Origin of the sequence: Polynucleobacter sp. MWH-UH19D, assembly GCF_040409795.1 — a bacterium.
GTDB lineage: Bacteria > Pseudomonadota > Gammaproteobacteria > Burkholderiales > Burkholderiaceae > Polynucleobacter.
In genome coordinates this window covers 1,021,712-1,045,593 of the sequence record NZ_CP099571.1, presented here as the reverse complement: position 1 = coordinate 1,045,593, position 23,882 = coordinate 1,021,712, and the positions used below count along the sequence as shown (strand labels likewise).

General features: G+C 44.9%; 23 protein-coding genes and 1 tRNA gene. 23 read left to right on the top strand and 1 reads right to left on the bottom strand.

From position 1 onward, the window contains the following. Nucleotides 1-40: 40 nt before the first annotated feature. The 22 genes from rpsO (at nucleotide 41) to NHB34_RS05210 (ending at nucleotide 20,987) form a co-directional block, all read left to right on the top strand. Nucleotides 41-310 (top strand): 30S ribosomal protein S15, encoded by a 270-nt coding sequence (gene rpsO / locus NHB34_RS05315; RefSeq protein WP_068323724.1) that lies wholly within the window; start codon nucleotides 41-43, stop codon nucleotides 308-310. A 270-nt stretch (nucleotides 311-580) separates the two neighbouring features. Further along, nucleotides 581-2,740 (top strand): polyribonucleotide nucleotidyltransferase, encoded by a 2,160-nt coding sequence (gene pnp, locus NHB34_RS05310; RefSeq protein ID WP_353426602.1) that lies wholly within the window; start codon nucleotides 581-583, stop codon nucleotides 2,738-2,740. 30 nt (nucleotides 2,741-2,770) lie between these two features. Then, nucleotides 2,771-3,769, top strand: coding sequence for an NAD(P)H-quinone oxidoreductase (locus tag NHB34_RS05305; RefSeq protein ID WP_353426601.1), 999 nt, complete (start codon nucleotides 2,771-2,773; stop codon nucleotides 3,767-3,769). A 17-nt stretch (nucleotides 3,770-3,786) separates the two neighbouring features. Then, a complete protein-coding gene (gene tpiA / locus NHB34_RS05300; RefSeq protein ID WP_353426600.1) occupies nucleotides 3,787-4,545 on the top strand; it encodes a triose-phosphate isomerase in 759 nt (252 codons plus the stop codon). 20 nt (nucleotides 4,546-4,565) lie between these two features. Beyond that, nucleotides 4,566-4,910 carry a preprotein translocase subunit SecG gene (gene secG, locus NHB34_RS05295; RefSeq protein ID WP_353426599.1) on the top strand — a complete coding sequence of 115 codons (345 nt, stop codon included), beginning with the start codon at nucleotides 4,566-4,568 and terminating at the stop codon, nucleotides 4,908-4,910. 85 nt (nucleotides 4,911-4,995) lie between these two features. Continuing rightward, nucleotides 4,996-5,080, top strand: a tRNA-Leu gene (locus tag NHB34_RS05290). 105 nt (nucleotides 5,081-5,185) lie between these two features. After that, entirely contained in the window at nucleotides 5,186-5,545 is a 360-nt protein-coding gene (locus NHB34_RS05285) for an NADH-quinone oxidoreductase subunit A (protein WP_068948474.1), read from the top strand. 5 nt (nucleotides 5,546-5,550) lie between these two features. After that, complete coding sequence (locus NHB34_RS05280) at nucleotides 5,551-6,033, top strand: NADH-quinone oxidoreductase subunit B (protein WP_114638664.1); 483 nt, start codon at nucleotides 5,551-5,553, stop codon at nucleotides 6,031-6,033. Between the two features lie 3 nt (nucleotides 6,034-6,036). Then, complete coding sequence (locus NHB34_RS05275; protein ID WP_353426598.1) at nucleotides 6,037-6,636, top strand: NADH-quinone oxidoreductase subunit C; 600 nt, start codon at nucleotides 6,037-6,039, stop codon at nucleotides 6,634-6,636. 3 nt (nucleotides 6,637-6,639) lie between these two features. Continuing rightward, nucleotides 6,640-7,893, top strand: coding sequence for an NADH-quinone oxidoreductase subunit D (locus NHB34_RS05270; RefSeq protein WP_353426597.1), 1,254 nt, complete (start codon nucleotides 6,640-6,642; stop codon nucleotides 7,891-7,893). 22 nt (nucleotides 7,894-7,915) lie between these two features. Beyond that, nucleotides 7,916-8,422, top strand: coding sequence for an NADH-quinone oxidoreductase subunit NuoE (nuoE, locus tag NHB34_RS05265; protein ID WP_173955649.1), 507 nt, complete (start codon nucleotides 7,916-7,918; stop codon nucleotides 8,420-8,422). After that, entirely contained in the window at nucleotides 8,419-9,717 is a 1,299-nt protein-coding gene (nuoF, locus tag NHB34_RS05260) for an NADH-quinone oxidoreductase subunit NuoF (protein ID WP_353426596.1), read from the top strand. The genes nuoE and nuoF overlap by 4 nt, the downstream gene beginning before the upstream one ends. 31 nt (nucleotides 9,718-9,748) lie before the next feature. Beyond that, nucleotides 9,749-12,061 carry an NADH-quinone oxidoreductase subunit NuoG gene (gene nuoG, locus NHB34_RS05255; protein WP_353426595.1) on the top strand — a complete coding sequence of 771 codons (2,313 nt, stop codon included), beginning with the start codon at nucleotides 9,749-9,751 and terminating at the stop codon, nucleotides 12,059-12,061. Nucleotides 12,062-12,069: 8 nt separating this feature from the next. Next, a complete protein-coding gene (gene nuoH, locus NHB34_RS05250) occupies nucleotides 12,070-13,143 on the top strand; it encodes an NADH-quinone oxidoreductase subunit NuoH (RefSeq protein ID WP_353426594.1) in 1,074 nt (357 codons plus the stop codon). Nucleotides 13,144-13,154: 11 nt separating this feature from the next. Further along, nucleotides 13,155-13,646 (top strand): NADH-quinone oxidoreductase subunit NuoI, encoded by a 492-nt coding sequence (gene nuoI, locus NHB34_RS05245; RefSeq protein ID WP_215317688.1) that lies wholly within the window; start codon nucleotides 13,155-13,157, stop codon nucleotides 13,644-13,646. A gap of 21 nt (nucleotides 13,647-13,667) precedes the next feature. Then, complete coding sequence (locus NHB34_RS05240) at nucleotides 13,668-14,315, top strand: NADH-quinone oxidoreductase subunit J (protein WP_353426593.1); 648 nt, start codon at nucleotides 13,668-13,670, stop codon at nucleotides 14,313-14,315. Beyond that, nucleotides 14,312-14,620: an NADH-quinone oxidoreductase subunit NuoK gene (gene nuoK, locus NHB34_RS05235; protein WP_353426592.1), complete on the top strand. Its 309-nt coding sequence runs from the start codon at nucleotides 14,312-14,314 to the stop codon at nucleotides 14,618-14,620. The genes NHB34_RS05240 and nuoK overlap by 4 nt, the downstream gene beginning before the upstream one ends. A 2-nt stretch (nucleotides 14,621-14,622) precedes the next feature. After that, on the top strand, nucleotides 14,623-16,677 hold the full coding sequence (gene nuoL, locus NHB34_RS05230) for an NADH-quinone oxidoreductase subunit L (protein WP_353426591.1): 2,055 nt from the start codon (nucleotides 14,623-14,625) through the stop codon (nucleotides 16,675-16,677). A gap of 24 nt (nucleotides 16,678-16,701) precedes the next feature. Beyond that, on the top strand, nucleotides 16,702-18,168 hold the full coding sequence (locus NHB34_RS05225; RefSeq protein WP_353426590.1) for an NADH-quinone oxidoreductase subunit M: 1,467 nt from the start codon (nucleotides 16,702-16,704) through the stop codon (nucleotides 18,166-18,168). Between the two features lie 9 nt (nucleotides 18,169-18,177). Beyond that, nucleotides 18,178-19,677, top strand: coding sequence for an NADH-quinone oxidoreductase subunit NuoN (gene nuoN, locus NHB34_RS05220; protein ID WP_353426589.1), 1,500 nt, complete (start codon nucleotides 18,178-18,180; stop codon nucleotides 19,675-19,677). A gap of 148 nt (nucleotides 19,678-19,825) precedes the next feature. Further along, nucleotides 19,826-20,434: an NUDIX hydrolase gene (locus NHB34_RS05215; RefSeq protein ID WP_353426588.1), complete on the top strand. Its 609-nt coding sequence runs from the start codon at nucleotides 19,826-19,828 to the stop codon at nucleotides 20,432-20,434. Between the two features lie 67 nt (nucleotides 20,435-20,501). Beyond that, nucleotides 20,502-20,987: a DUF1178 family protein gene (locus NHB34_RS05210; RefSeq protein ID WP_353426587.1), complete on the top strand. Its 486-nt coding sequence runs from the start codon at nucleotides 20,502-20,504 to the stop codon at nucleotides 20,985-20,987. A gap of 84 nt (nucleotides 20,988-21,071) precedes the next feature. On the opposite strand, the gene NHB34_RS05205 is transcribed toward NHB34_RS05210, so the two are convergent. After that, nucleotides 21,072-22,592: a CoA-acylating methylmalonate-semialdehyde dehydrogenase gene (locus NHB34_RS05205; protein WP_353428551.1), complete on the bottom strand. Its 1,521-nt coding sequence runs from the start codon at nucleotides 22,590-22,592 to the stop codon at nucleotides 21,072-21,074. A 158-nt stretch (nucleotides 22,593-22,750) separates the two neighbouring features. Here NHB34_RS05205 and NHB34_RS05200 point away from each other — a divergent pair, with 158 nt between their 5' ends. Beyond that, nucleotides 22,751-23,872 (top strand): NADH:flavin oxidoreductase/NADH oxidase, encoded by a 1,122-nt coding sequence (locus NHB34_RS05200; protein ID WP_353426586.1) that lies wholly within the window; start codon nucleotides 22,751-22,753, stop codon nucleotides 23,870-23,872. The last annotated feature ends 10 nt before the right edge of the window (nucleotides 23,873-23,882 follow it).

Genomic DNA, 23,882 nt, shown 5'->3' with positions numbered 1-23,882 from the left:
GGTGAAAGCTCAAGTGTTCGCAAGTAAGGAGTATTAAAAAATGGCAGTAGCTGATATCAAAACGGCGGAAATCGTCAAAGAAAATGCGCGCAGCGCAAACGATACGGGTAGCCCTGAAGTTCAAGTTTCATTGCTAACAGCCCGCATCAATGAATTAACCCCCCATTTCAAGGCTAACGCTAAAGACCATCACAGCCGTCGCGGCTTGTTGAAGATGGTTTCACGTCGCCGTCGCCTCTTGGATTACCTCAAAGGCAAAGATTTGGATCGCTATCGCGCATTGATCGAGAAATTGGGTCTCCGTAAGTAATTCTTATCAGTATTGCAATGCCATCTTGCTTAGGGTTGCTTCTTCATTGAATCAGTCTTAAGAAGGTGGCATGTTTTTTGAGCGCTTTTAGATTATTTGTGTAGGGGATCGTGTCATTCCAATGAGTTTCTGAGTTGTTAGAACAGAGTCTCCCTGGAATGGCATCCCTTGAAATCTTTAATCGCTCCAGTGTTGTCGTGACGCTGCTTGATCTCACGGCAAACGTAATGCTCATGTGGGCGTTGCGTGAATAATTTGGAGAGAGTCAAAATGAGTATGTTTAAAAAAGCAGTAAAGATTTTTCAGTGGGGCAACCATCAAGTATCTATGGAAACAGGCGAGATCGCTCGTCAAGCCGGTGGTGCCGTAATTGTTAACGTAGATGACACCGTTGTAATGGGTACAGTAGTTGCTTCTAAGACTGCTAAGCCAGGTCAAGACTTTTTCCCATTAACAGTAGATTATCTTGAGAAGACCTATGCTGCAGGTAAGATTCCTGGCGGTTTCTTCCGTCGTGAAGGTCGTCCATCCGAAGGCGAGACATTAATCTCTCGTTTGATCGACCGTCCTATTCGTCCATTGTTCCCAGAAGGTTTCTACAACGAAGTACAGGTTGTAGTGCACGTGTTGTCGATCAACCCAGATGTTCCATCTGACATCCCTGCATTGATCGCAGCGTCTGCAGCTTTGGCTGTTTCTGGCATCCCATTTAGCGGTCCAGTTGGCGCAGCTCGTGTGGGCTACGCAAATGGTCAATATTTATTGAATCCAACTCGTTCAGAGCAAACTACTAGCGAACTCGATTTAATCGTTGCTGGTACACAAGCTGCTGTATTGATGGTTGAGTCTGAAGCAAACCAACTTTCTGAAGAAGTGATGTTGGGCGCAGTTGTATTTGGTCACGAGCAAATGCAAACCGCAATTAATGCGATTAATGATTTGGTTCGTGAAGCAGGTAAACCAGAGTGGGATTGGCAAGCAGCTCCTAAAGATGAGCCATTGATTGCTAAAGTAAGCGCATTGGCTGAAGGCCCATTGCGTGAGGCATATCAAATTCGTCAAAAGGGCGCACGTTCTGACAAGCTGAAAGCAATTACTAAAGAAGTTTTGGCGAAGTTGGCTGAAGAAGGTGAAGTGGATGATGTTGCTGTTGGCAATATCCTGTTTGAAATTGAGGCTAAGATTGTTCGTAGCCAGATTTTGAATGGCGAGCCACGTATTGATGGTCGCGATACACGCACCGTTCGTCCAATCGAAATTCGTAATGGCGTATTGCCACGCACTCACGGTTCAGCATTGTTTACTCGTGGTGAAACACAGGCTCTCGTTGTAGCTACTTTGGGTACAGCGCGTGATGAGCAAATTATTGATGCGCTCGAAGGTGAATACCGCGATCGCTTCATGTTCCACTACAACATGCCTCCATTTGCTACAGGTGAAACTGGTCGCGTAGGTAGTCCTAAGCGTCGTGAAATCGGTCATGGTCGTCTAGCAAAGCGTGCATTGATCCCTGTTTTGCCAAGTCCAGAAGACTTTGCATACAGCATTCGTGTGGTGTCTGAAATTACTGAGTCAAATGGTTCTTCATCTATGGCTTCTGTCTGCGGTGGTTGCTTGGCCATGATGGATGCTGGTGTTCCAGTCAAGGCGCATGTTGCTGGTGTAGCAATGGGCTTGATTTTGGACGGCAATCGTTTTGCGGTATTAACTGATATCTTGGGTGACGAAGATCACTTGGGTGATATGGACTTTAAGGTTGCTGGTACAGCAAATGGTATTACTGCATTGCAGATGGATATCAAAGTACAAGGTATTACTAAAGAGATTATGCAGGTTGCATTAGCTCAAGCTAAAGAAGGCCGTTTGCATATCTTGAGTAAGATGCAAGAAGCAATGGGCTCTGTACGCACAGAATTGTCTGCGCATGCTCCACGTATGGTTTCATTTAAGATCCATCCAGACAAGATTCGTGAAGTCATCGGTAAAGGTGGCGCAACCATCCAGGCTTTGACCAAGGAAACTGGTTGCAGCATCGATATTCAAGATGATGGCACTGTAACTATTGCCTCTACTAATGCCGATGGTTTAGCAGAAGCTAAATCACGTATCGAAGGCATTACTGCAGAAGCAGAAGTAGGCAAGATCTATGAAGGCCCAGTTGTGAAGCTTCTTGAGTTCGGTGCATTAGTAAATATTCTTCCTGGTAAAGACGGCCTCTTGCACATCTCTGAGATTTCGAATGAGCGTGTAAAAGAAGTGAAAGATTATTTGCAAGAAGGTCAAATTGTTCGAGTGAAGTTGCTTGCTGCTGATGAGCGTGGTCGTTTGCGTTTATCACTCAAAGCTGCAATGGCAGATGAGGGTGGTTCAATCGCTCCTTTGGCTGGAGCAACTGATACAACTCCTGCCCCATCTGGCGAGACAGCTTAAGTTTTAATCTAATTCACTAGCAAGGTTCTTATGCGTGTAATTGAGATTAAAGAGTATGGTGCGCCTGACATGTTGGTGTCAGCCACTCGTCCTGATCCTGCTGTTCCAAACACAGGATCTGGCGAGGTTTTAATCAAGGTGTTGGCTGCGGGCATCAATCGACCGGATGTTTTGCAACGTAAGGGGCATTACCCAGTACCTGCTGGTGCATCAGATATTCCTGGTTTAGAAGTTGCCGGTGAAATTATTGGTGGCGATTTAGCACATGCTGACAATGCTTTTGGTCTTAAGGTCGGCGATAAGGTTTGTGCCTTGGTCCAGGGTGGTGGATATGCAGACTTGTGTATCGCACCGGTTGCACAATGCCTACCTTATCCAACTGGATTTACCGATCAAGAAGCAGCCGCATTACCTGAAACTTTCTACACAGTTTGGAGTAATGTCTTCATGCGCGGTGAGTTATCCGCTGGTGAAACTTTGTTGGTACAGGGCGGTTCAAGTGGAATCGGTGTTACAGCCATCCTGTTAGCTAAATCTTTGGGTCATCAAGTTTTTGTTACCGCGGGTACAGATGAAAAGTGCGCAGCTTGTTTGAAGCTAGGTGCTGATCTTGCGATCAATTACAAAACCCAAGACTTTGTTGAAGAAGTTAAAAAAGCAACAGACGGCAAAGGTGTAAATGTCATTCTAGATATGGTTACAGGCGCTTATGTGCAACGTGAGATTGATTGCTTGGCTGATGATGGTCGTATTGTCATCATTGCTATTCAAGGCGGCTCAAAAGCCGAAGTAAGTACTAATCAGATTTTGCGTCGCCGACTTACTATTACAGGATCAACTTTACGTCCACGTCCAGTTTCATTTAAAAAGCAAATTACCAAACAGTTGCATGACAATGTTTGGCCTTTGCTCAATGCTGGTAAGTTAAAGCCGGCCATTTATAAGACGTTTACATTGGAGCAAGCTGCAGACGCCCATCGTTTGATGGAGTCTTCAGAGCATGTTGGCAAGATTGTTTTAACGGTCTAAGTAACTAAGTCAATCTTATGCGTCCACTTATCATTGTTGGCAACTGGAAAATGAATGGCAGTCTTGCAGGCAATCAAGATTGGATGAAAACAGTTGCCCACGGCATGGAAAGCGGTATGCCTGCTGGTCGTAAATTTGTAGTTTGTCCACCATTTCCGTATTTGCAGCAATGTGGCAAATTAATTCAAGAGTATTCGATTGCATTTTTAAGTTTGGGCGCCCAAGATGTATCTGCCCAACCTTCTGGTGCCTACACTGGTGAGGCCAGTGCAAACATGTTGAGTGAAATAGGCTGTCATTACGTCATTGTTGGGCATTCTGAACGTCGTCAAATGCATCATGAGACAGATGAAGTGATTGCAGCAAAAGCTTTGCAAGCTCTCGATAGCGGTATGACCCCCATCATTTGCGTTGGCGAAACTCTAGATGAACGTAACTCTGGCAGGGCTGAGGAAGTCGTTTGTGGGCAAGTAGCCAAGCAAGTTAATGTCTTACAAGATCGTTTGGCAGACTGCTTGATTGCATATGAGCCTGTTTGGGCAATCGGCACCGGCAAAGTTGCTAGCGCACAAATTGCCCAAGATATGCATCGTCATATTCGTCTTCGCTTGGCTGAATTTGATGAAGATGTCGCTTCTCATGTTGGAATTTTGTATGGCGGCAGCGTCAAACCAGACAATGCTGTTGAGTTGTTTGCCATGCCAGATATTGATGGCGGATTGGTTGGAGGTGCATCTTTAAATGCATCAGATTTTTTAGCTATCTGTAGAGCATAGTTTTTTATTGGAGAATTATTGTGGAATGGTTTAAGACTTTATTGATCGTGTTGCAGGTAATTTCAGCCTTAGCTGTCATTCTCTTGGTCCTATTGCAGCAGGGTAAAGGTGCCGATATGGGCGCTGCCTTTGGTTCAGGCGCTTCTGGCAGTCTATTTGGCGCCAGTGGATCGGCTAATTTCTTGTCACATACAACTGCCATCTTTGCTGCTGTATTTTTTATCAGCACTATTGGTATTACCTGGCTTGGAAATAAGAAGGAAGTCAGTCCGGGTGTTCTCTCAGGTACGGTAGCTCCAGCTGCTACCCCTGCAGCACCTCCCGCTCCTCCTCAAGACCCTAGTAAGCCAGCTGTTCCCAAGTAATTCAGTAGTCTTTTGCTGCTTTTTTAGCCTCTTTTTGAGGGTATGAAGTGATGCAATGCAGTAGAATTGATAGGTTTTGCAAGATGCCGACGTGGTGAAATTGGTAGACACGCTATCTTGAGGGGGTAGTGGCTTAGGCTGTGCGAGTTCGAGTCTCGCCGTCGGCACCAAAAAAGCTGTATCTGTAAGGGTTTTTGCTCTAAATCAATAGAGCGTGAAGTGGAATAATGAATAATTTGCTGTTTTAAGGCTTACTAGACGTAATCAGGACCATTTTGAATCTCGCTAATTACTTCCCTGTTTTGCTATTTATCCTCGTAGGTATCGGGGTCGGATTAGTCCCCATGTTCCTCGGAAAAATTCTGGCCCCTTCGAAGCCTGATGCTGAAAAACTATCGCCATATGAGTGCGGTTTTGAAGCATTCGAAGATGCACGTATGAAATTCGACGTGCGCTATTACCTCATTGCCATTCTGTTTATTTTGTTTGATCTTGAAACTGCATTCCTCTTTCCTTGGGGTGTGGCATTACGTGATCTTGGTTGGTTTGGCTACGCCTCTATGGTGATCTTCCTATTGGAATTCATTGTGGGATTTGTATATATCTGGAAAAAGGGCGCTCTCGACTGGGAGTGATCGATATGGCATTAGAAGGCGTTCTGAAAGAAGGTTTCGTAACAACTACAGCTGATCAGCTGATTAACTGGACCCGTAATGGTTCTTTATGGCCAATGACCTTTGGTCTTGCTTGTTGTGCTGTAGAGATGATGCATGCCGGCGCTTCCCGCTATGACTTAGACCGTTTTGGCGTAGTGTTCCGTCCATCACCACGTCAATCAGATCTCATGATTGTTGCTGGCACCTTGTGTAACAAAATGGCACCTGCTTTACGCAAGGTCTATGACCAAATGCCTGAGCCGCGCTGGGTAATTTCTATGGGTTCATGTGCGAATGGTGGCGGTTACTACCATAACTCTTATTCAGTTGTTCGGGGATGTGATCGCATTGTTCCAGTCGACATTTATGTTCCTGGTTGCCCTCCAACAGCAGAAGCGTTGATCTACGGAATCATTCAGTTGCAATCCAAGATCACTCGTACCAGTACCATCGCACGGAAGGCATAAACCATGTCAGATCGTTTGGTTCAATTAGTCGCCAACCTAGAAAAAGTTTTAGGACAACGTATTCAGTCTGTTGAGGTTGCGCTTGGCGAAGTGACTGTTACCGTAAAAGCAGATACTTATTTTGAGTCTGCATTAATGCTTCGTGATGATCCGTCTCTAGCTTTTGAGCAATTGATTGATTTATGTGGTGTTGATTACCAAGACTATCGTGATGGCGCTTGGAGTGGCCAACGCTTTGGTGTTGTTAGTCACTTATTGTCAATAGAGCACAACTGGCGTTTGCGTGTACGCGTGTTTGCTCCAGATGATAGCTATCCATTAGTTGCTTCTGTTACTCCTGTTTGGAACTCTGCGAATTGGTTCGAACGCGAAGCATTTGACCTTTATGGAATTATTTTTGAAGGTCATGAAGATCTGCGTCGCATTTTGACTGACTACGGCTTTATCGGTCATCCCTTTAGAAAAGATTTCCCAATTAGCGGTAATGTAGAAATGCGTTATGACCCTGAGTTGAAGCGTGTGGTTTATCAGCCAGTAACTATCGAAGCACGCGAGATTACTCCGCGAATAGTTCGTGAAGAGCAGTATGGAGGTCAAGCTTAAGCCATGGCACAGATTAAGAATTACACCCTCAATTTTGGACCTCAGCATCCTGCAGCTCACGGTGTTTTACGTCTTGTACTTGAGCTTGATGGTGAGGTGATTCAACGTGCTGATCCGCATATTGGGTTGTTACATCGCGCCACTGAAAAACTAGCTGAGACACGTACCTGGATTCAGAACGTTCCATATATGGATCGTTTGGACTATGTATCAATGATGTCAAATGAGCATGCTTATGTCATGGCAATTGAAAAATTGCTTCAAGTAGATGTTCCACTTCGTGCTCAATATATTCGCGTCATGTATGACGAGCTAACACGCTTGTTAAATCACTTGCTATGGATTGGTTGCCACGGATTAGACGTTGGCGCGATGGCGGTGTTCTTGTATGCGTTCCGTGATCGTGAAGATATTTTTGATATGTATGAGGCAGTATCAGGTGCGCGTATGCATGCTGCTTACTATCGTCCGGGTGGTGTATACCGTGATCTGCCAGATCAAATGGCTCAATACAGCAAGTCAAAGATTCGAAGTGCATCAGCATTAAAACGTTTGAATGAAAACCGTAGCGGCACATTGCTTGATTTCATCGAACAATTTAGCAATGGTTTCGATGCAAACGTAGATGAGTATTGCAACCTTCTGACAGATAATCGTATCTGGAAACAACGCTTGGTTAATATTGGAGTCGTATCCCCAGAGCGTGCATTGCAGATGGGCTTTACTGGCCCGATGTTGCGTGGCTCTGGTATTGAGTGGGATTTGCGTAAGAAGCAACCATATGAGGTTTATGATCGCCTCGACTTTGATATTCCAGTTGGTGTGAATGGCGATTCTTACGATCGTTATTTAGTTCGCATGGAAGAAATGCGTCAATCTAATCGCATCATTAAACAATGCGTTGCTTGGTTAAAAGCAAACCCTGGTCCTGTGATGAGCGATAACCATAAGGTTTCTCCACCTAAGCGCGTGGATATGAAAACCAATATGGAAGAGTTGATTCACCATTTCAAGCTATTCACTGAAGGTATTCACGTTCCAGATGGTGAGGCTTACTCCGCTGTTGAGCATCCAAAAGGTGAGTTTGGCATCTATTTGATTTCTGATGGCGCCAATAAACCATATCGTATGAAGATTCGTGCTCCAGGATTTGTGCATTTATCGGCGATGGACGAAATGTCTCGTGGCCACATGTTGGCTGACGCTGTAACCATTATCGGTACGCAGGATATTGTGTTCGGGGAGATTGACCGCTAATTGGCGTGCCAAGGATTATTTAATGACTACAACGCTTCAACTATCCGATAAAACGCTGGCAGACATTGCGCGCAATGTTGCGAAATATCCGCCAGAGCAAAAGCAGTCTGCCGTAATGGCTTCTTTGATTGCCGCCCAGACTGAAGTGGGCTGGGTATCGCCAGAGGTGATTGCCACCGTTGCTCAAATTTTAGAAATGCCAACTATTGCCGTAGAAGAAGTGGCTACTTTCTACAATATGTACAACACCAAACCAATTGGCAAGTACAAATTAGTCATTTGCACAAACTTGCCTTGCCAGTTAACGCATGGCGAAACAGCAGCTACCTATCTAAAAGAGACCTTGGGTATTGGCTTTAATGAAACTACGCCTTGCGGCACATTTACCTTGAAAGAGGGTGAGTGCATGGGTGCATGCGGTGATTCACCTGTGATGTTGGTGAATGACAAGCGCATGTGCAGCTTTATGAGCAAAGAAAAAATTGATGCTCTTTTGAATGAACTCCGTGCAGAAGGGAAAGCAGCATGACCAGCTTGCACGATCGTCACATTAAGCCTCTCATCCTTGCAGGATTGAATGGCAATAACTGGCGTTTAAAAGATTATGAAAGCCGTGGTGGCTATCAACAGTTACGTCGTTTAATTAATGACAAGGTGGCGCCGGATGCCATCATTGCTGAATTAAAGGCTTCCTCATTACGTGGTCGTGGAGGCGCTGGCTTCCCAACTGGATTGAAGTGGAGTTTCATGCCTCGTCAGTTCCCAGGTCAAAAGTATTTGGTCTGCAATAGTGACGAAGGTGAGCCGGGTACATTTAAAGACCGCGACATCATGCGTTACAACCCACATGCTCTCATCGAAGGCATGATTATTGGTGCGTACACCATGGGTATTAGCGCTGGTTACAACTACATCCATGGCGAAATCTGGGAAGTGTATTCGCGCTTCGAGGAAGCCTTGGAAGAAGCTCGTGCTGCAGGTTATTTGGGCGACAAAATTTTAGGTAGTGATTTCTCTTTCCAATTGCATGCTGCTCCAGGTTGGGGTGCATACATTTGTGGTGAAGAGACTGCGTTGCTTGAATCTTTAGAAGGTAAAAAAGGTCAGCCACGCTTTAAGCCACCATTCCCAGCAAGCTTCGGTCTGTACGGCAAGCCAACAACGATTAACAATACTGAGACGTTTGCTGCTGTGCCATTCATTTTGGCAATTGGCGGTCAAGCTTATTTAGAACTTGGTAAGCCTAACAATGGCGGCACAAAGATTTTCTCTGTATCTGGTGACGTAGCTCATCCTGGTAATTATGAAATTCCATTGGGCACACCATTTTCCGAACTCTTGAAGTTAGCAGGTGGCATGCGTGATGGCAAGTTGATAAAAGCTGTTATTCCAGGCGGTTCGTCTGCCCCAGTCATTCCTGGCGCGCAAATGATGGATCTGACAATGGATTACGACAGCATCGCTAAAGCTGGTTCGATGTTGGGATCAGGTGCTGTGATTGTGATGAATGAGACGCGTTGTATGGTGCGCGCATTGGAGCGCTTGTCATATTTCTATCATGAAGAATCATGTGGTCAATGCACGCCATGTCGCGAAGGTACTGGATGGCTATGGCGTATTGTTCATCGCATTGAACATGGTCAAGGAAAACCAGAGGATTTAGATTTGCTGAATGATGTTGCTGCCAATATTCAGGGCCGCACGATTTGCGCATTAGGTGATGCAGCTGCTATGCCAGTACGTGGCATGTTGAAGCATTACATGGATGAATTTGCGTATCACGTAGAACATAAGCGCTGCTTAGATTCTGCGAAACCTTTATAAGTTATTGAGTACGGGACGCCTAAAAGTGAGCATGGTTGAAATCGAATTAGATGGCAAGACGGTAGAAGTTCCGCAGGGTTCGATGGTGATGCACGCCGCGAATAAGCTTGGAACATACGTACCGCATTTCTGCTATCACAAGAAATTATCAATAGCCGCTAACTGCCGTATGTGCTTGGTAGAGGTTGAGAAAGCGCCAAAACCATTACCTGCTTGTGCTACACCAGTGACTCAAGGCATGAAGGTATTTACACACTCCGCTAAGGCTGTAGAGGCCCAGCGATCAGTGATGGAATTCTTGCTAATTAACCACCCCTTGGATTGCCCAATTTGCGACCAAGGCGGTGAATGTCAATTACAAGATTTAGCAGTTGGTTACGGTAAATCAAATTCACGCTATGAAGAAGAAAAGCGTGTGGTGTTTCATAAAAATGTTGGCCCGCTTATCTCTATGCAAGAGATGAGTCGCTGTATCCATTGCACGCGCTGTGTACGTTTTGGTCAAGAGGTAGCCGGAGTAATGGAGCTCGGCATGATTAACCGTGGCGAGCACTCTGAGATCACGACATTCGTTGGTCAAACAGTAGATTCAGAGCTTTCTGGAAACATGATTGATTTATGTCCTGTTGGCGCGTTAACTAGCAAGCCGTTCCGTTATGAGGCTCGTACCTGGGAATTAGGTCGCAAGCGTTCTGTAAGTCCGCACGATAGCCTCGGCGCAAACACTACTGTTCAGACCAAAAATAACAAAGTAATGCGCGTGGTCGCCTTAGAAAATGAAGCGATCAACGAATGCTGGATTAGTGACCGCGATCGTTTTGCTTATGAAGGCCTCAATAGCGCTGATCGCGTAACAACACCAATGGTGAAGCAGGGCGGTCAGTGGCTTGAAACTGACTGGCAATCTGCGTTGGACTATGTAGCTCATTCTTTACGGACTATTTCTTCTGAGAGTGGTGCTCAATCAATTGGTGCTCTAGCACATCCAATTTCCAGCACAGAAGAATTACATCTTTTGCAAAAGATTATTCGTGGATTAGGTTCAAACCAAGTTGAAACTCGTCTTCGTCAAACCAATATCTCTGGTGCTGCAATAGCTCCATGGTTAGGCATGCCGGTTACAAAGTTAAGTGAACTGGATCGCGCACTAATCATCGGCAGTTTCTTGCGCAAAGATCAACCAATTATTGCTGCCCGTTTACGTACTGCTGCTAAACGCGGATTGCAGGTTTCACGTATTGATGCAGGTGGCGATGACTGGTTAATTCCGACTACAAATGTTGCTGTTGCCCCAAGCGCTTGGTTAAATGCATTGGCTGAGGTTGCGCAGGCTGTAGCAAAAGCAAAATCCGCCTCAGTACCTGCTGGAACACCTTCAGTAACTGTTTCAGCCACTGCACAAAAAATCGCTGACGGCTTGTTGTCTGGAACAACTACTGCTGTATTGCTTGGCTCAGCAGCAGTGGCGCATCCACAATCATCGGATCTGCATGTGCTTGCACAATTTATCGCTACCCAGACTGGTGCTACTTTAGGTTTCTTACCTGAGGGTGGTAATGCAGTTGGTGCTTCATTGGTAAATGCAAATGGGGTTGGTGTTGAGTCTGTATTGTCAGGCGAACGACGCGCAGTGTTGTTGATGAATATCGAACCGGATGCAGATTTGCCTAACCCTGTTCAGGCTCGAGCTACATTGGCTAAGGCAAGCACTGTCATTGCATTGAGTCCATTCAAATCTACGGACTTATTAGAGTTGGCGGATGTTATTTTGCCAATTACTCCATTTACTGAAACGGTTTCTACATTTATTAATGCTGAAGGTAGAGCGCAAACAATTCAGCCTTCTGTAAAACCACTAGGTGATTCACGTCCTGCTTGGAAGGTATTGCGAGTGCTTGGTGGCTTGTTGAATCTTGATGGCTTCCTCTATAACTTACCCGAAGAAGTGCTAGGAGAAGCATTGGGCGATAACTATTGCACTCGCTTAAACAATCAAAGTTCTAGCAATTCCATTTCTGCAACTACCCAACCAAGCACTGGGTTAGAGCGTTTAGCTGACGTCAATATTTATGCTGCTGACTTAATTGTTCGCCGTGCTTCTGCTTTGCAGTTAACTAGAGATGCTAAACGTGGCAATCAAGCCGGCTTAAGCCAGAAATTATTTGCTGATTTGGGTTTAAAAGAAGGTGACGCTGTGCGTGTGACACAGGGAAGTGTTTCCGTTGATATGCCAGCAATACTAGAGGCGAGCTTGGCCACAAATACTGTTCGAGTTTCGTCAGGTACTGCCGCTGGCTCTAAATTGGGATCTATGTTTGGTCCTGTAACCGTAACTAAGGCATAAGGAACGAGATGGAAAATTTCTTAGACCTCGTTACAAGCCAAGGTGAAGCTATTTTTGGGTCATTATGGCCCTTAGTTTGGGCTTTGGTTCGTATTGTCATTATTGTTCTACCAATGTTTGGATGTGTAGCGTATCTAACCTTGTGGGAGCGTAAATTAATAGGTTGGATGCATATTCGTCTTGGCCCCAATCGCGTAGGTCCATTGGGCTTATTGCAGCCAATTGCTGACGCATTAAAACTATTGATGAAGGAGATTATTGCTCCTACTCAAGCAAGTAAAGTTTTGTATTTCATTGCACCAGTGATGGTGATTGCACCAGCATTCGCGGCTTGGGCGGTAATCCCATTCCAGGCGAAGATGATGTTGGCTGATGTCAATGCCGGGCTTCTCTACATCATGGCTATATCGTCTATTGGCGTATACGGGGTTATCCTGGCGGGTTGGTCTTCTAACTCGAAGTACCCATTTTTAGGTGCAATGCGTGCATCAGCACAGATGATTTCTTATGAAATTGCCATGGGCTTTGCATTAGTGACTGTGTTGCTGACATCTGGCTCTTTAAATTTAAGCGCCATTGTGGAATCTCAAGAGCATGGTTACTTTGCTCAAATGGGTCTTAATTTCTTGTCATGGAATTGGTTGCCATTGCTACCCATGTTTTTGATCTACTTCATTTCGGGTGTAGCTGAAACTAACCGTCATCCATTTGACGTGGTTGAGGGTGAATCAGAAATTGTGGCAGGGCATATGGTTGAGTACTCCGGTATGTCATTTGCTATGTTCTTCCTGGCCGAATATGCCAACATGATTTTGATTGCAGCTGTTGCATCTATTATGTTCTTGGGCGGATGGTTGCCAATTGTTGATTTACCAATTTTGCGTGATATTCCAGGATTCTTCTGGCTGTTTGGCAAAACTTTCTTCTTGTTGTCTTGTGTTATTTGGTTGCGCGCTACATTGCCACGCTACCGTTATGACCAAATTATGCGTTTGGGCTGGAAGATCTTCATTCCTATCTCAGTATTCTGGGTGGTGGTTATCGGTGCATGGGTTGTGTCTCCATGGAATATTTGGAAATAAGTTGATCAATCATGTTTAAGAAAATTTCCCAATTCCTCGATAGCTTGATGTTGAAAGACATCCTGACTGGTATGTCGATTACCGGTCGTTATCTCTTTAAACCAAAAATTACCGTTCAATACCCAGATGAAAAGACCCCATTGTCTAATCGTTTCCGTGGTTTGCATGCTTTACGCCGCTACGAAAATGGAGAAGAGCGTTGCATCGGTTGTAAATTGTGTGAGGCAGTTTGCCCAGCTTATGCAATTACGATTGAGACGGCGGAGCGGGATGATGGAACCCGCCGTACTACTCGCTATGACATCGATCTAACTAAGTGTATTTTTTGTGGATTCTGTGAAGAGGCTTGCCCGGTAGACGCTATTGTTGAGACCAATATCTTTGAATATTTTGGTGATAAACGCGGTGATTTGTACTTCACAAAAGAGATGCTTTTGGCTGTAGGCGATAAGTATGAAAAAGATATTGCCGCTAACCGCGCTATCGATGCGCCTTATCGTTAATCGAATCGAGCAAAAGATACTATGACATTCGATCCATCCACTTTATTTGCCGTATTTTTTTACGGATTCGCTGGCTTACTGGTAGTTTCTGCATTGCGCGTGATTACTGCCCGCAATCCAGTTCATGCAGCCTTATTTTTGGTTCTTGCATTCTTCTGTGCATCGGGCATTTGGATGCTACTTAAGGCCGAATTCTTGAGCTTGGCATTGATTCTGGTTTATGTTGGAGCCGTAATGGTTCTATTCTTGTTCGTTGTCATGATGTTAGATCTTGATTTGGAACATTTACGCCGTGACTTTAAAAAGTTTCTTCCGATTGCATTCTTGATGGGTGCGGTGATTGTTCTTGAGTTGTCTATTGTGATTATCAGAAGCTTTATAGGCACTAATGCTCCAGTTCAGCTAATGCCAGAGGAAGTGATGGCAAGCAATACTCAATCATTGGGTATGTTGATATTTGGTGATTATGTTTATGCATTTGAGGTTGCCGGTGTGATTCTGCTGGTAGCTATTATTGCTGCTGTTGCTCTTACATTGCGCAATCGCAAGGATTCAAAATCACAAAGTATTCATGATCAAGTGAATGTTGTGGCTGCAGAGCGCATGAAAATTGTTAAGATGAGCGCAGATATCAATGCCAAGCAAGATGCTAGAGGAGAAAAGAAATGACTATCACTCTGGCTCACTATCTCGTGCTTAGCGCCATTCTTTTCGCCACCAGTGTGATTGGCATTTTCTTAAATCGCAAGAATGTCATCGTTTTATTAATGGCAATTGAACTGATGTTGCTATCAGTCAATATGAACTTTGTAGCCTTCTCTCATTATCTTGGTGATATGGCTGGTCAAGTATTTGTATTCTTTATTTTGACTGTGGCTGCCGCTGAAGCGGCAATTGGCTTGGCAATCTTAGTTGTGCTCTTCCGTAAGGTTGACACAATCAATGCCGAAGACCTAGGCCACCTTAAAGGCTAGTCATGCAATTAACCTTAACTATTCCTGTTCTCTGCGCAATTCCATTGGCGCCATTATTTGGCTCCATCATTGCCGGTTTCTTTGGTACCAAATTAGGCGGTAGCCGAATTGGTCATGGAGCATGCCAATTTGTAACTATTTTGGGTGTTGCAATAGCATTTGCCTTGTCATGCAATGTTTTGGCCCAGGTGATGGATGGCTTCTACTTTAATGGTACTGTGTATCGCTGGATGCAATTAGGAGAGCTTAATTTAGATATTGGGTTTTTGATTGATCCATTGACCGCAACCATGATGTGCGTTGTCACTTTTGTGTCCTTAATGGTACACATTTACACAATTGGTTACATGCATGGTGAAGAGGGTTACAACCGTTTCTTCTCCTATATCTCTTTGTTTACTTTCGCCATGCTCATGTTGGTGATGAGTAACAATTTGTTACAACTATTCTTTGGCTGGGAAGCGGTGGGCGTTGTTTCCTATTTATTGATTGGTTTTTACTTCGAGCGTCAGTCCGCCGTCTTTGCCAATATGAAAGCCTTCCTGGTTAACCGCGTAGGTGACTTTGGATTTATTTTGGGAATTGGGTTGTTGCTGGCGAGTACGGGCTCTATGCAGTATGACGTTATCTTTTCGCAAAATACGGCATTAGCAGCACAAACATTGCCAGGTACTGGCTGGAATCTCTTAACGGTTGCATGTATCTGCTTATTTATTGGTGCGATGGGTAAGTCTGCGCAGTTCCCATTGCATGTCTGGCTCCCAGACTCTATGGAAGGTCCAACACCCATTTCTGCGTTGATTCACGCGGCAACCATGGTTACTGCTGGCATCTTTATGGTGTCCCGTATGTCACCGCTGTTTGAGCTTTCGGATGTTGCTCTGAGCTTCATCTTAGTCATTGGCTCTATCACTGCACTGTTTATGGGATTCTTGGGAATCGTACAGAACGACATCAAGCGTGTTGTTGCGTATTCCACGCTTTCCCAGTTGGGCTACATGACAGTTGCACTTGGTGTATCTGCTTACCCAGTTGCTATTTTCCATTTGATGACCCACGCATTCTTTAAGGCGTTGCTATTCCTTGCTGCAGGTAGCGTCATTCTGGGTATGCATCATGAGCAGGACATGCGCAAGATGGGTGGTCTCTGGAAATACATGCCAATTACTTGTCTCATGATGTTGCTCGGTAATCTCGCCTTAATTGGCACGCCATTCTTCTCAGGCTTTTATTCAAAAGACTCGATTATTGAAGCGGTAGCAGCAAGCCACATTCCTGGATCTGGTTTTGCATACTTTGCGGTGATGGCTAGCGTATTTGTTACGGCTTTGTATTCATTCCGCCTCTACTTCTGGGTTTTTCATGGAAAGGCTCGCTGGGGTCATGCAGATCCTCATGATCATCATCATGATCATGCAGAGCAGGGTGATGACCACGCGCACCACGTCTTAGCTCCAGGTGAGAAACCTCATGAGTCACCGCTGGTTGTTACCTTGCCACTGATTTTGTTGGCAATTCCATCTGTGATCATTGGCTTCTACACCATTACTCCGCTGCTGTTTGGTACCTATTTTGGCGATTCAATTTTTATTGACCTTGCTCGTCATCCAGTAATGAAGGAGCTCGCAGAAGAATTCCATGGGCCAGTCGCAATGGCGATACATGCATTTAGTTCTCCAGTCCTGGGGTTGGTTGTATTGGGTGTCTTGACTGCTGCCATTGGCTATTTATGGGCTCCTGGCTTACCTACTAAGTTTGCGCAGACGTTTGCACCTATCAAAAAATTATTTGATAACAAGTACTACCTCGATGATTTAAATCAGGCGGTATTTGCCAAGGGCCTTATTTGGATTGGCGGAATTCTTTGGCATCGTGGAGATCAGAAAGTGATAGATGGTTTCCTAGTTAACGGAAGCGCCCATACAGTAGGGCGCTTTGCTGGAGTGATTCGTCATTTGCAATCCGGTTATGTGTATCACTACGCCTTCGCAATGATTGCGGGCTTGGCGGTATTGCTTGCTTGGGTTTTATATGCTTACCTGCCTTTTGTTCGTTAGGCCTTTGTTATTTAAGTAGCCACTATGACTCTTTCTTACGCTATCTGGACCCCAATTATTTTTGGACTCATTATTTTGTTTTATGGGTCTGAAAAGCCTTCTGCTGGAGTGCGCTGGTTAGCACTGGTTGGATCAATTATTGGTTTTATTGCGACTCTTCCATTAATTATTAGTTTTGACACCGCTAATTCAGGCATGCAGTTTGTAGAAAAAATTAGCTGGATTCCTCGTTACGACATTAACTACTACTTGGGTATTGATGGTATCTCGGTATGGTTCATCGTATTAACTGCATTCATCAATATTTTTGTGGTGATTGCTGCTTGGGAGGTGATTGATACCAAGGTATCTCAATATATGGCATCTTTCATGATCCTGTCTGGATTAATGATTGGCGTATTTGCTGCACTTGATGCATTGTTGTTTTACGTATTCTTCGAGGCAACACTCATTCCGATGTACATCATCATCGGCGTATGGGGCGGGCATAACCGTATCTATGCAGCCTTTAAGTTCTTTTTGTATACCTTGCTTGGCTCTTTGCTGACTTTGGTCGCGATGTTGTATCTCTATAACGTCACCAATACATTCGATATCTTGGCTTGGCAAAATGCTCGACTTGATATTGTTGAGCAAATCTTGTTATTTGCAGCATTCTTTATGGCTTTTGCGGTCAAGGTACCAATGTGGCCTTTGCACACATGGTTGCCAGACGTACACGTTGAAGCGCCAACTGGTGGTTCAGTCGTGTTGGCAGCGATTATGTTGAAGCTTGGTGCATACGGATTCTTGCGATTCTCATTGCCTATCGCGCCTGATGCAAGTCAGTATTTAGCCCCATTTGTTATTTTCCTATCACTAGTTGCTGTCATTTATGTTGGTGCAGTTGCCTTGGTGCAAAAGGACATGAAAAAGCTAGTGGCCTATTCTTCAGTGGCCCACATGGGCTTTGTCACCCTTGGCTTCTTCCTCTTTAGTCCACTAGGCATAGAGGGCGGTATTGTGCAAATGATTTCGCATGGATTCGTGGCAGGGGCAATGTTCCTATCAATCGGCGTGCTCTACGACCGCATGCATACTCGTCAAATTGCCGATTACGGTGGCGTAGTGCATCGCATGCCAGCATTTACTGCTTTTGCTGTTCTGATGGCGATGGCAAATTGCGGATTACCAGCTACCTCAGGTTTCGTCGGTGAATTTATGGTGATATTGGCTGCCGTAGATTATGACTTTGTGATTGGCATCTTGGCGGCTACTGCGTTGATCTTAGGTGCTGCGTATTCCTTGTGGATGGTAAAGCGCGTCTTCTTTGGCGCCATTCATAATGCGCACGTTGAAGAATTAAAAGATCTTAATGCGCGCGAATATTTCATGATGGCTGTATTAACCATTTGCGTTATTGGTATGGGTGTTTATCCAAAGCCATTTACAGACATTATTCATCCAGCTGTAATTAATCTGCTGCAGCACGTTGCTGTTAGCAAACTCTGAGTAAAGCAAATGCAAGCATTCGATCTATACGCCGTCCTGCCGGAACTCGTTTTACTACTTGCTACCTGCATACTGCTTGTAGCAAGTGTTTATGTGCGCGAAAATGTGAAGTCTGTACCAGGGGTAGAGCAAGATATTTTTCATACTCCCCGTGGTGTAGGTTTTGTCTACTTTTTCTCATTAATCCTCCTGGCCTATCTCTTTCTAGCCTTCATTGGCCGTTTAAATGAGGTTTCCCTGGTGGCGATGAATGGATTGTTCCAGTCAGATTCGTTATCAAATCTTCTAAAAGCATGTTCATGCGCAGCAGTATTTGTGAGCTTAATTTACTCTAAACAGTATCTAACTGATCGCGCTTTATTCCGTCCGGACTTTATTGTCTTGGTTTTATTAGCCTTGTTAGGTCAGTTTGTATTGATTTCAGGCGCAAATTTATTGACTCTGTATCTTGGTTTAGAGTTGATGGCATTGCCAATGTATGCGTTGGTGGCAATGCGTCATACAAGTGAGAAGAGCGTAGAGGCGGGTATTAAGTACTTCATCTTGGGTGCTCTTGCATCTGGTTTCTTGTTATATGGCATGTCGATGCTCTATGGTGTAACCGGTTCTTTGGACCTCATAGAGATATTTAAGACGGTAGCAGACCCACGTATCAATCATTTGGTAATGGCATTTGGCTTGGTCTTTATTGTCGCTGGCTTAGCATTCAAGCTTGGCGTGGTGCCATTTCATATGTGGGTACCAGATGTATATCAAGGTGCACCAACAGCCGTTACGCTGATGATTGCAGCTGCGCCTAAGTTAGCTGCTTTTGCCTTGCTATTTAGATTGCTGGTAAACACTTTATTACCATTAATGGGTGATTGGCAGCCTATGCTGGTCTTGCTGGCGATTCTTTCTTTAATTGTGGGTAACATTACTGCGATTGCGCAAACTAATGTGAAACGCATGTTGGCTTACTCTGCGATTGCGCAAATGGGCTTTGTCCTGCTTGGTATGCTCTCGGTCTTTGATGACCATGCGTTTAGTGCATCTATGTTTTATGTCATTACTTATGTCCTAACAACTTTAGGAACCTTCGGTCTTTTGATGTTGCTATCTCGCAAGGGTTACGATTGCGAAACATTGGAGGGCCTCAAGGGATTAAATAAACAGCATCCTTGGTTTGCCTTTATTGGTCTGGTAATGATGTTTTCACTAGCGGGTATCCCGCCAACGGTTGGCTTTGCGGCAAAATTAGGTGTTTTAGAGGCTTTAGTAGATGCTGAACACACTTTCTTGGCAATCATCGCCGTGATTGCATCCTTGATTGGCGCATTCTATTACCTCAGAGTTGTTAAGGTCATGTATTTCGATGAGCCGGCTCATGATCATGGCGTTTCTGGTTCCGGATTTGCCAAGGGAGTATTGAGTTTGAATACCATTTTAGTATTGGTAATTGGCATCATTCCAGCAAGTCTAATGAGTATTTGTTTAGATGCAATGCGCCGAACATTATTGGGTTCGTAAGCAAGGTGATTCTTAAATCTAAAGGCTCCTTTTGGGGCCTTTATTTTTGTTTCATAAATTACATAGTCGTGTCATGGATTGTTGTTATGCTCTTGGTGCTGCATTAAGCGCTATTAACTAATTGCATCAATTACGCAAATTATTGGATATGACTGAAAAATCATTTGAAAACTTGCCTCCCGACGATAAGCATTTGCGTGAAGATCGGATTGATGGTGAGGATGTCTATGGCGGCATCTTTTTAAATATGAAGCGCGATCAAGTGAGATTACCTGATGGTAAGACTGCTTTGCGTGAGTACTTAACTCATCCAGGCGCTGTGGCAGTTGTAGCAATCCTAGATGACGGTAGAATTTTGTTAGAACGCCAATATCGATATCCCATTGCTAAAGCCTGCATAGAAATTCCTGCAGGGAAGCTTGAGGCTGGTGAGGGTCATTTACTGTGTGCACAACGCGAGCTAGAGGAAGAGACTGGGTATACCGCAAAAAAGTGGAGCTATATTAGACGAATTCATCCTGTCATCTCATATTCCACTGAATTTATCGATATTTATTTGGCAGAAGGCTTGATTCCTGGCAAAAGTCGATTAGATTCAGAGGAATTTTTAGATGTATTTGCAGCTCCATTGCAGCAGCTACTTCATTGGATCGAGTCAGGCGAGATTACTGACGTTAAAACCACTATTTCAGCATATTGGCTGGATCGCTATAGGCGAGGGTTAATTAAACCCCAGGCTCTTCCCGAGGCGATTTAATAACGGACTTTAATTCCTATAAAATGAGGGGTATTGATTTTGGTATTTTTGCCCCCATTTAGTCCCTATGAAAGTTTATAACCTCGCTTGCCCATTGGATCATCGTTTTGAAGGTTGGTTCGCTTCAGAAGAAGATTGTCTTGCTCAGCAAGAGAAGGGAATGCTTGCCTGTCCTGTTTGTGACAGCGTGGAAGTTACCCGCATGCCATCAGCCCCGCATATTGCAAAATCCTCCACCGCTTTAGTTAATGTATCTGAGGATGCTACTGCCGCCACGCCTGGTGAAGTAGTTGCATTAACGGGTAATGACCATTCCCAGTTGGAAGCTCAAGTTCAAGCCGCCTTTTTAAAGGGGATGCGTGAGCTTATGGGTAAGTCAGAGGATGTTGGTACTGCGTTTGCCGAAGAGGCTAGGAAGATTCACTATAAAGAAGCTCCCGAGCGCAGCATTCGTGGACAAACCACTTTAGATGAGGCTGAGTCTCTTCGAGAAGAGGGAATAGAGGTGTTGGCTGTACCGATCATTCCCGCATTCAAAAATACTTTGCAATAATTTCTGTGCTCATAAAATAACAATGGCGATCCCAGGATCGCCATTTTTCTATGTCATTTAGTTCAATGACTTAAATACCCCGCCTTATTTCGAGGTAGGCATCACAAACTCGGCACCTTTTGCTATGCTCTCGGGCCAGCGTTGCATCACGCTCTTTTGCTTGGTATAAAAGCGGACACCTTCCTTGCCGTATGCATGCATATCGCCAAAGAGGGATTTTTTCCAGCCACCAAATCCATGCCAAGCCATTGGAACTGGGATTGGTACATTAATGCCCACCATTCCAACCTGAACTCGACGGGCGAATTCACGTGCGATATTGCCGTCACTGGTAAAGCAAGCAACTCCATTGCCAAACTCACAAGCATTTACGAGATTCAGTGCCTCGGTGAAGTTGGCTACACGCACACAGGATAGTACTGGACCAAAGATTTCTTCGAGATAAATCTTCATATTTGGCGTAACGTTGTCAAATAATGTTCCACCTAGGAAGTAGCCGTTTTCGTTGCCGGGTACTTTGAAGCCGCGGCCATCCACCAATAGTTTTGCGCCAGAAGCTACGCCACTTTCAATATAACCAGTAATGCGATCAAGAGCTGCTTTGGTAACAATAGGGCCCATCTCAGCGTCTAACTCCATGCCGTTTTTGACTTTGAGTGTTTTAGTGCGCTCAATCAATTTTGGCATGATTTTCTCAGCTACATCGCCAACGAGTACTGCTACTGAAATTGCCATACAACGCTCTCCAGCAGAGCCATAAGCAGCGCCAACCAAGGCATCAATTGCTTTATCTATATCAGCATCAGGCATGATGACCATATGGTTCTTAGCGCCACCAAGCGCCTGAGAACGTTTGCCAAAGTGAGCGCAGCGCTCATAAATATAGTTTGCGATTGGGGTTGAACCAACAAAGCTTATTGCTTTTACATCTGGGTTCTCGATCAAAGCATCAACCGCCTCTTTGTCCCCCTGGACAACGTTAAATACTCCATCTGGGAGTCCGGCTTCCTTGAGAAGCTTAGCCATAAATAAAGAAGCAGAAGGATCTGTTGGGCTAGGCTTTAAGATGAATGTATTTCCGCAGGCGATCGCCATCGGGAACATCCACATTGGCACCATGACAGGAAAGTTAAATGGGGTAATGCCAGCAACAACGCCTAAGGGCTGGCGCATTACCCAGTTATCAATATCGGTCGAAACTTGTTCGGTGTAATCACCCTTGAGAAGCTCGGGAATGCCTGTTGCAAATTCTAAAATTTCAATACCGCGAGTCACTTCACCTTGTGCATCGGTAAAAACTTTACCGTGCTCAGCGGTAATCATGGCTGCTAATTCGTCACGATTGGCATTGAGTAATTCAAGATATTTAAAAAGAATGCGTGCACGCCTAAGGGGGCTAGTTTGACTCCAGCTTTCAAATGCCTTTTGAGCAATAGTGACAGCAGCATCTACTTCCTTGCGACTGGCTAAAGCAACTCTGCGTGCAACAGCCCCTTTAGCAGGGTTATAGACGTCTGAAAAACGACCATCTTTTGGATTAACAACGGAGCCACCTACATAGTGGCCAATATCTTCTTTTGATTCAAAGGCTTGCGGTGCATTCATAGTCATCTTATGTAATTTATTCAGTTTTTGGGGTAAAAAAGTCATCCAGGCTGATGGCCTGCAGGACTTTTCTGTCTCGTTTATTCTTGTTTCTAATTATTTTATCCCTTTACGACAAATTTAGTATTTTCATCTCATATTTGGAGCTTTAGACAGCCATGAGCCTTCTTTTCTCAAATTACACCCTTGGCTCTCCACGTGGCCCACTAAAGCTCGAAAATCGCATTGTGGTTGCGCCAATGTGCCAATATTCAGCTATAAATGGTGAGGCTACCGATTGGCATCTTATGCATTGGGGGAACTTGTTAAATAGCGGGGCTGCCTTATTCATAATTGAGGCCACTGGAGTTACACCGGAGGCGCGTATTACACCAGCATGCCTAGGACTATGGGACGATAGAACGGAGGCAGCCTTAAAAGATAAATTAAGTCGCGCTAGAAAACTGGCGCCAGCTACGCCAGTATTTATTCAGCTAGCTCATGCAGGCCGGAAGGCGTCCAGCGCAACGCCTTGGGATGGCGGACAGCTTCTTTCAGTAGGTCAAGGGGGTTGGGAGACTTTGGCCCCATCCGCCATTCCGCAACTGGATGGTGAGCGGCTTCCGCACGAGCTTTCTACCCAGGAACTCAGCGAGCTGATTGATGCGTTTGTTGTCGCAGCTCAACGCGCTGACCGAGTTGGTGTTGATGGCATTGAGTTGCATGGTGCGCACGGTTACTTATTGCATCAATTTTTATCTCCAATTGCTAATCAACGCACAGATCATTACGGCGGGTCATTTGAAAACCGTATTCGTTTTCCGCTGGAATTATTTGGTGCAGTCCGAAAGGCGTATACGGGTGTATTAGGCATACGAATCTCGGCAAGTGACTGGATTGAGGGAGGCTGGACACCCGATGAGACTGCAGAGTTTGCAAAACGCCTGAAGCCATTAGGTTGTGATTTTCTACATATTTCTTCTGGCGGTATATCACCAAAGCAAAAAATTGCTATTGGCCCGAATTACCAGGTTCCATTTGCCAAGATCGTTAAAGATGAGTCTGGTCTACCAACCATGACTGTTGGATTAATCACTGAGCCAATGCAGGCTGAATCGATTCTCGAAGCGGGCGATGCAGATTTAATTGCTCTGGCTAGGGCATTTTTGTATAAACCTCGCTGGGGCTGGGAGGCGGCCGCTGCCCTCGGCGCAACAGTAAAAGCAAATGAACGCTATTGGCGTTGTTTGCCCCGTGAAGCGCAATCCGTCTTTGGTGATGTTAAGGTTGGGCAACGTTAAGGTCAATAAA

Excerpts from the sequence above, each read along its gene's own strand:
- NHB34_RS05225 (WP_353426590.1), top strand. The coding sequence starts at position 16,702 with ATGACTCTTTCTTACGCTATCTGGACCCCAATTATTTTTGGACTCATT.
- nuoL (WP_353426591.1), top strand. The coding sequence starts at position 14,623 with ATGCAATTAACCTTAACTATTCCTGTTCTCTGCGCAATTCCATTGGCG.
- rpsO (WP_068323724.1), top strand. The coding sequence starts at position 41 with ATGGCAGTAGCTGATATCAAAACGGCGGAAATCGTCAAAGAAAATGCG.
- nuoG (WP_353426595.1), top strand. The coding sequence starts at position 9,749 with ATGGTTGAAATCGAATTAGATGGCAAGACGGTAGAAGTTCCGCAGGGT.
- nuoE (WP_173955649.1), top strand. The coding sequence starts at position 7,916 with ATGACTACAACGCTTCAACTATCCGATAAAACGCTGGCAGACATTGCG.
- nuoH (WP_353426594.1), top strand. The coding sequence starts at position 12,070 with ATGGAAAATTTCTTAGACCTCGTTACAAGCCAAGGTGAAGCTATTTTT.
- NHB34_RS05280 (WP_114638664.1), top strand. The coding sequence starts at position 5,551 with ATGGCATTAGAAGGCGTTCTGAAAGAAGGTTTCGTAACAACTACAGCT.
- NHB34_RS05270 (WP_353426597.1), top strand. The coding sequence starts at position 6,640 with ATGGCACAGATTAAGAATTACACCCTCAATTTTGGACCTCAGCATCCT.
- nuoF (WP_353426596.1), top strand. The coding sequence starts at position 8,419 with ATGACCAGCTTGCACGATCGTCACATTAAGCCTCTCATCCTTGCAGGA.
- NHB34_RS05205 (WP_353428551.1), bottom strand. The coding sequence starts at position 22,592 with ATGAATGCACCGCAAGCCTTTGAATCAAAAGAAGATATTGGCCACTAT.
- NHB34_RS05240 (WP_353426593.1), top strand. The coding sequence starts at position 13,668 with ATGACATTCGATCCATCCACTTTATTTGCCGTATTTTTTTACGGATTC.
- NHB34_RS05210 (WP_353426587.1), top strand. The coding sequence starts at position 20,502 with ATGAAAGTTTATAACCTCGCTTGCCCATTGGATCATCGTTTTGAAGGT.
- nuoK (WP_353426592.1), top strand. The coding sequence starts at position 14,312 with ATGACTATCACTCTGGCTCACTATCTCGTGCTTAGCGCCATTCTTTTC.
- pnp (WP_353426602.1), top strand. The coding sequence starts at position 581 with ATGAGTATGTTTAAAAAAGCAGTAAAGATTTTTCAGTGGGGCAACCAT.
- tpiA (WP_353426600.1), top strand. The coding sequence starts at position 3,787 with ATGCGTCCACTTATCATTGTTGGCAACTGGAAAATGAATGGCAGTCTT.
- NHB34_RS05215 (WP_353426588.1), top strand. The coding sequence starts at position 19,826 with ATGACTGAAAAATCATTTGAAAACTTGCCTCCCGACGATAAGCATTTG.
- NHB34_RS05200 (WP_353426586.1), top strand. The coding sequence starts at position 22,751 with ATGAGCCTTCTTTTCTCAAATTACACCCTTGGCTCTCCACGTGGCCCA.
- nuoN (WP_353426589.1), top strand. The coding sequence starts at position 18,178 with ATGCAAGCATTCGATCTATACGCCGTCCTGCCGGAACTCGTTTTACTA.
- nuoI (WP_215317688.1), top strand. The coding sequence starts at position 13,155 with ATGTTTAAGAAAATTTCCCAATTCCTCGATAGCTTGATGTTGAAAGAC.
- NHB34_RS05275 (WP_353426598.1), top strand. The coding sequence starts at position 6,037 with ATGTCAGATCGTTTGGTTCAATTAGTCGCCAACCTAGAAAAAGTTTTA.
- NHB34_RS05305 (WP_353426601.1), top strand. The coding sequence starts at position 2,771 with ATGCGTGTAATTGAGATTAAAGAGTATGGTGCGCCTGACATGTTGGTG.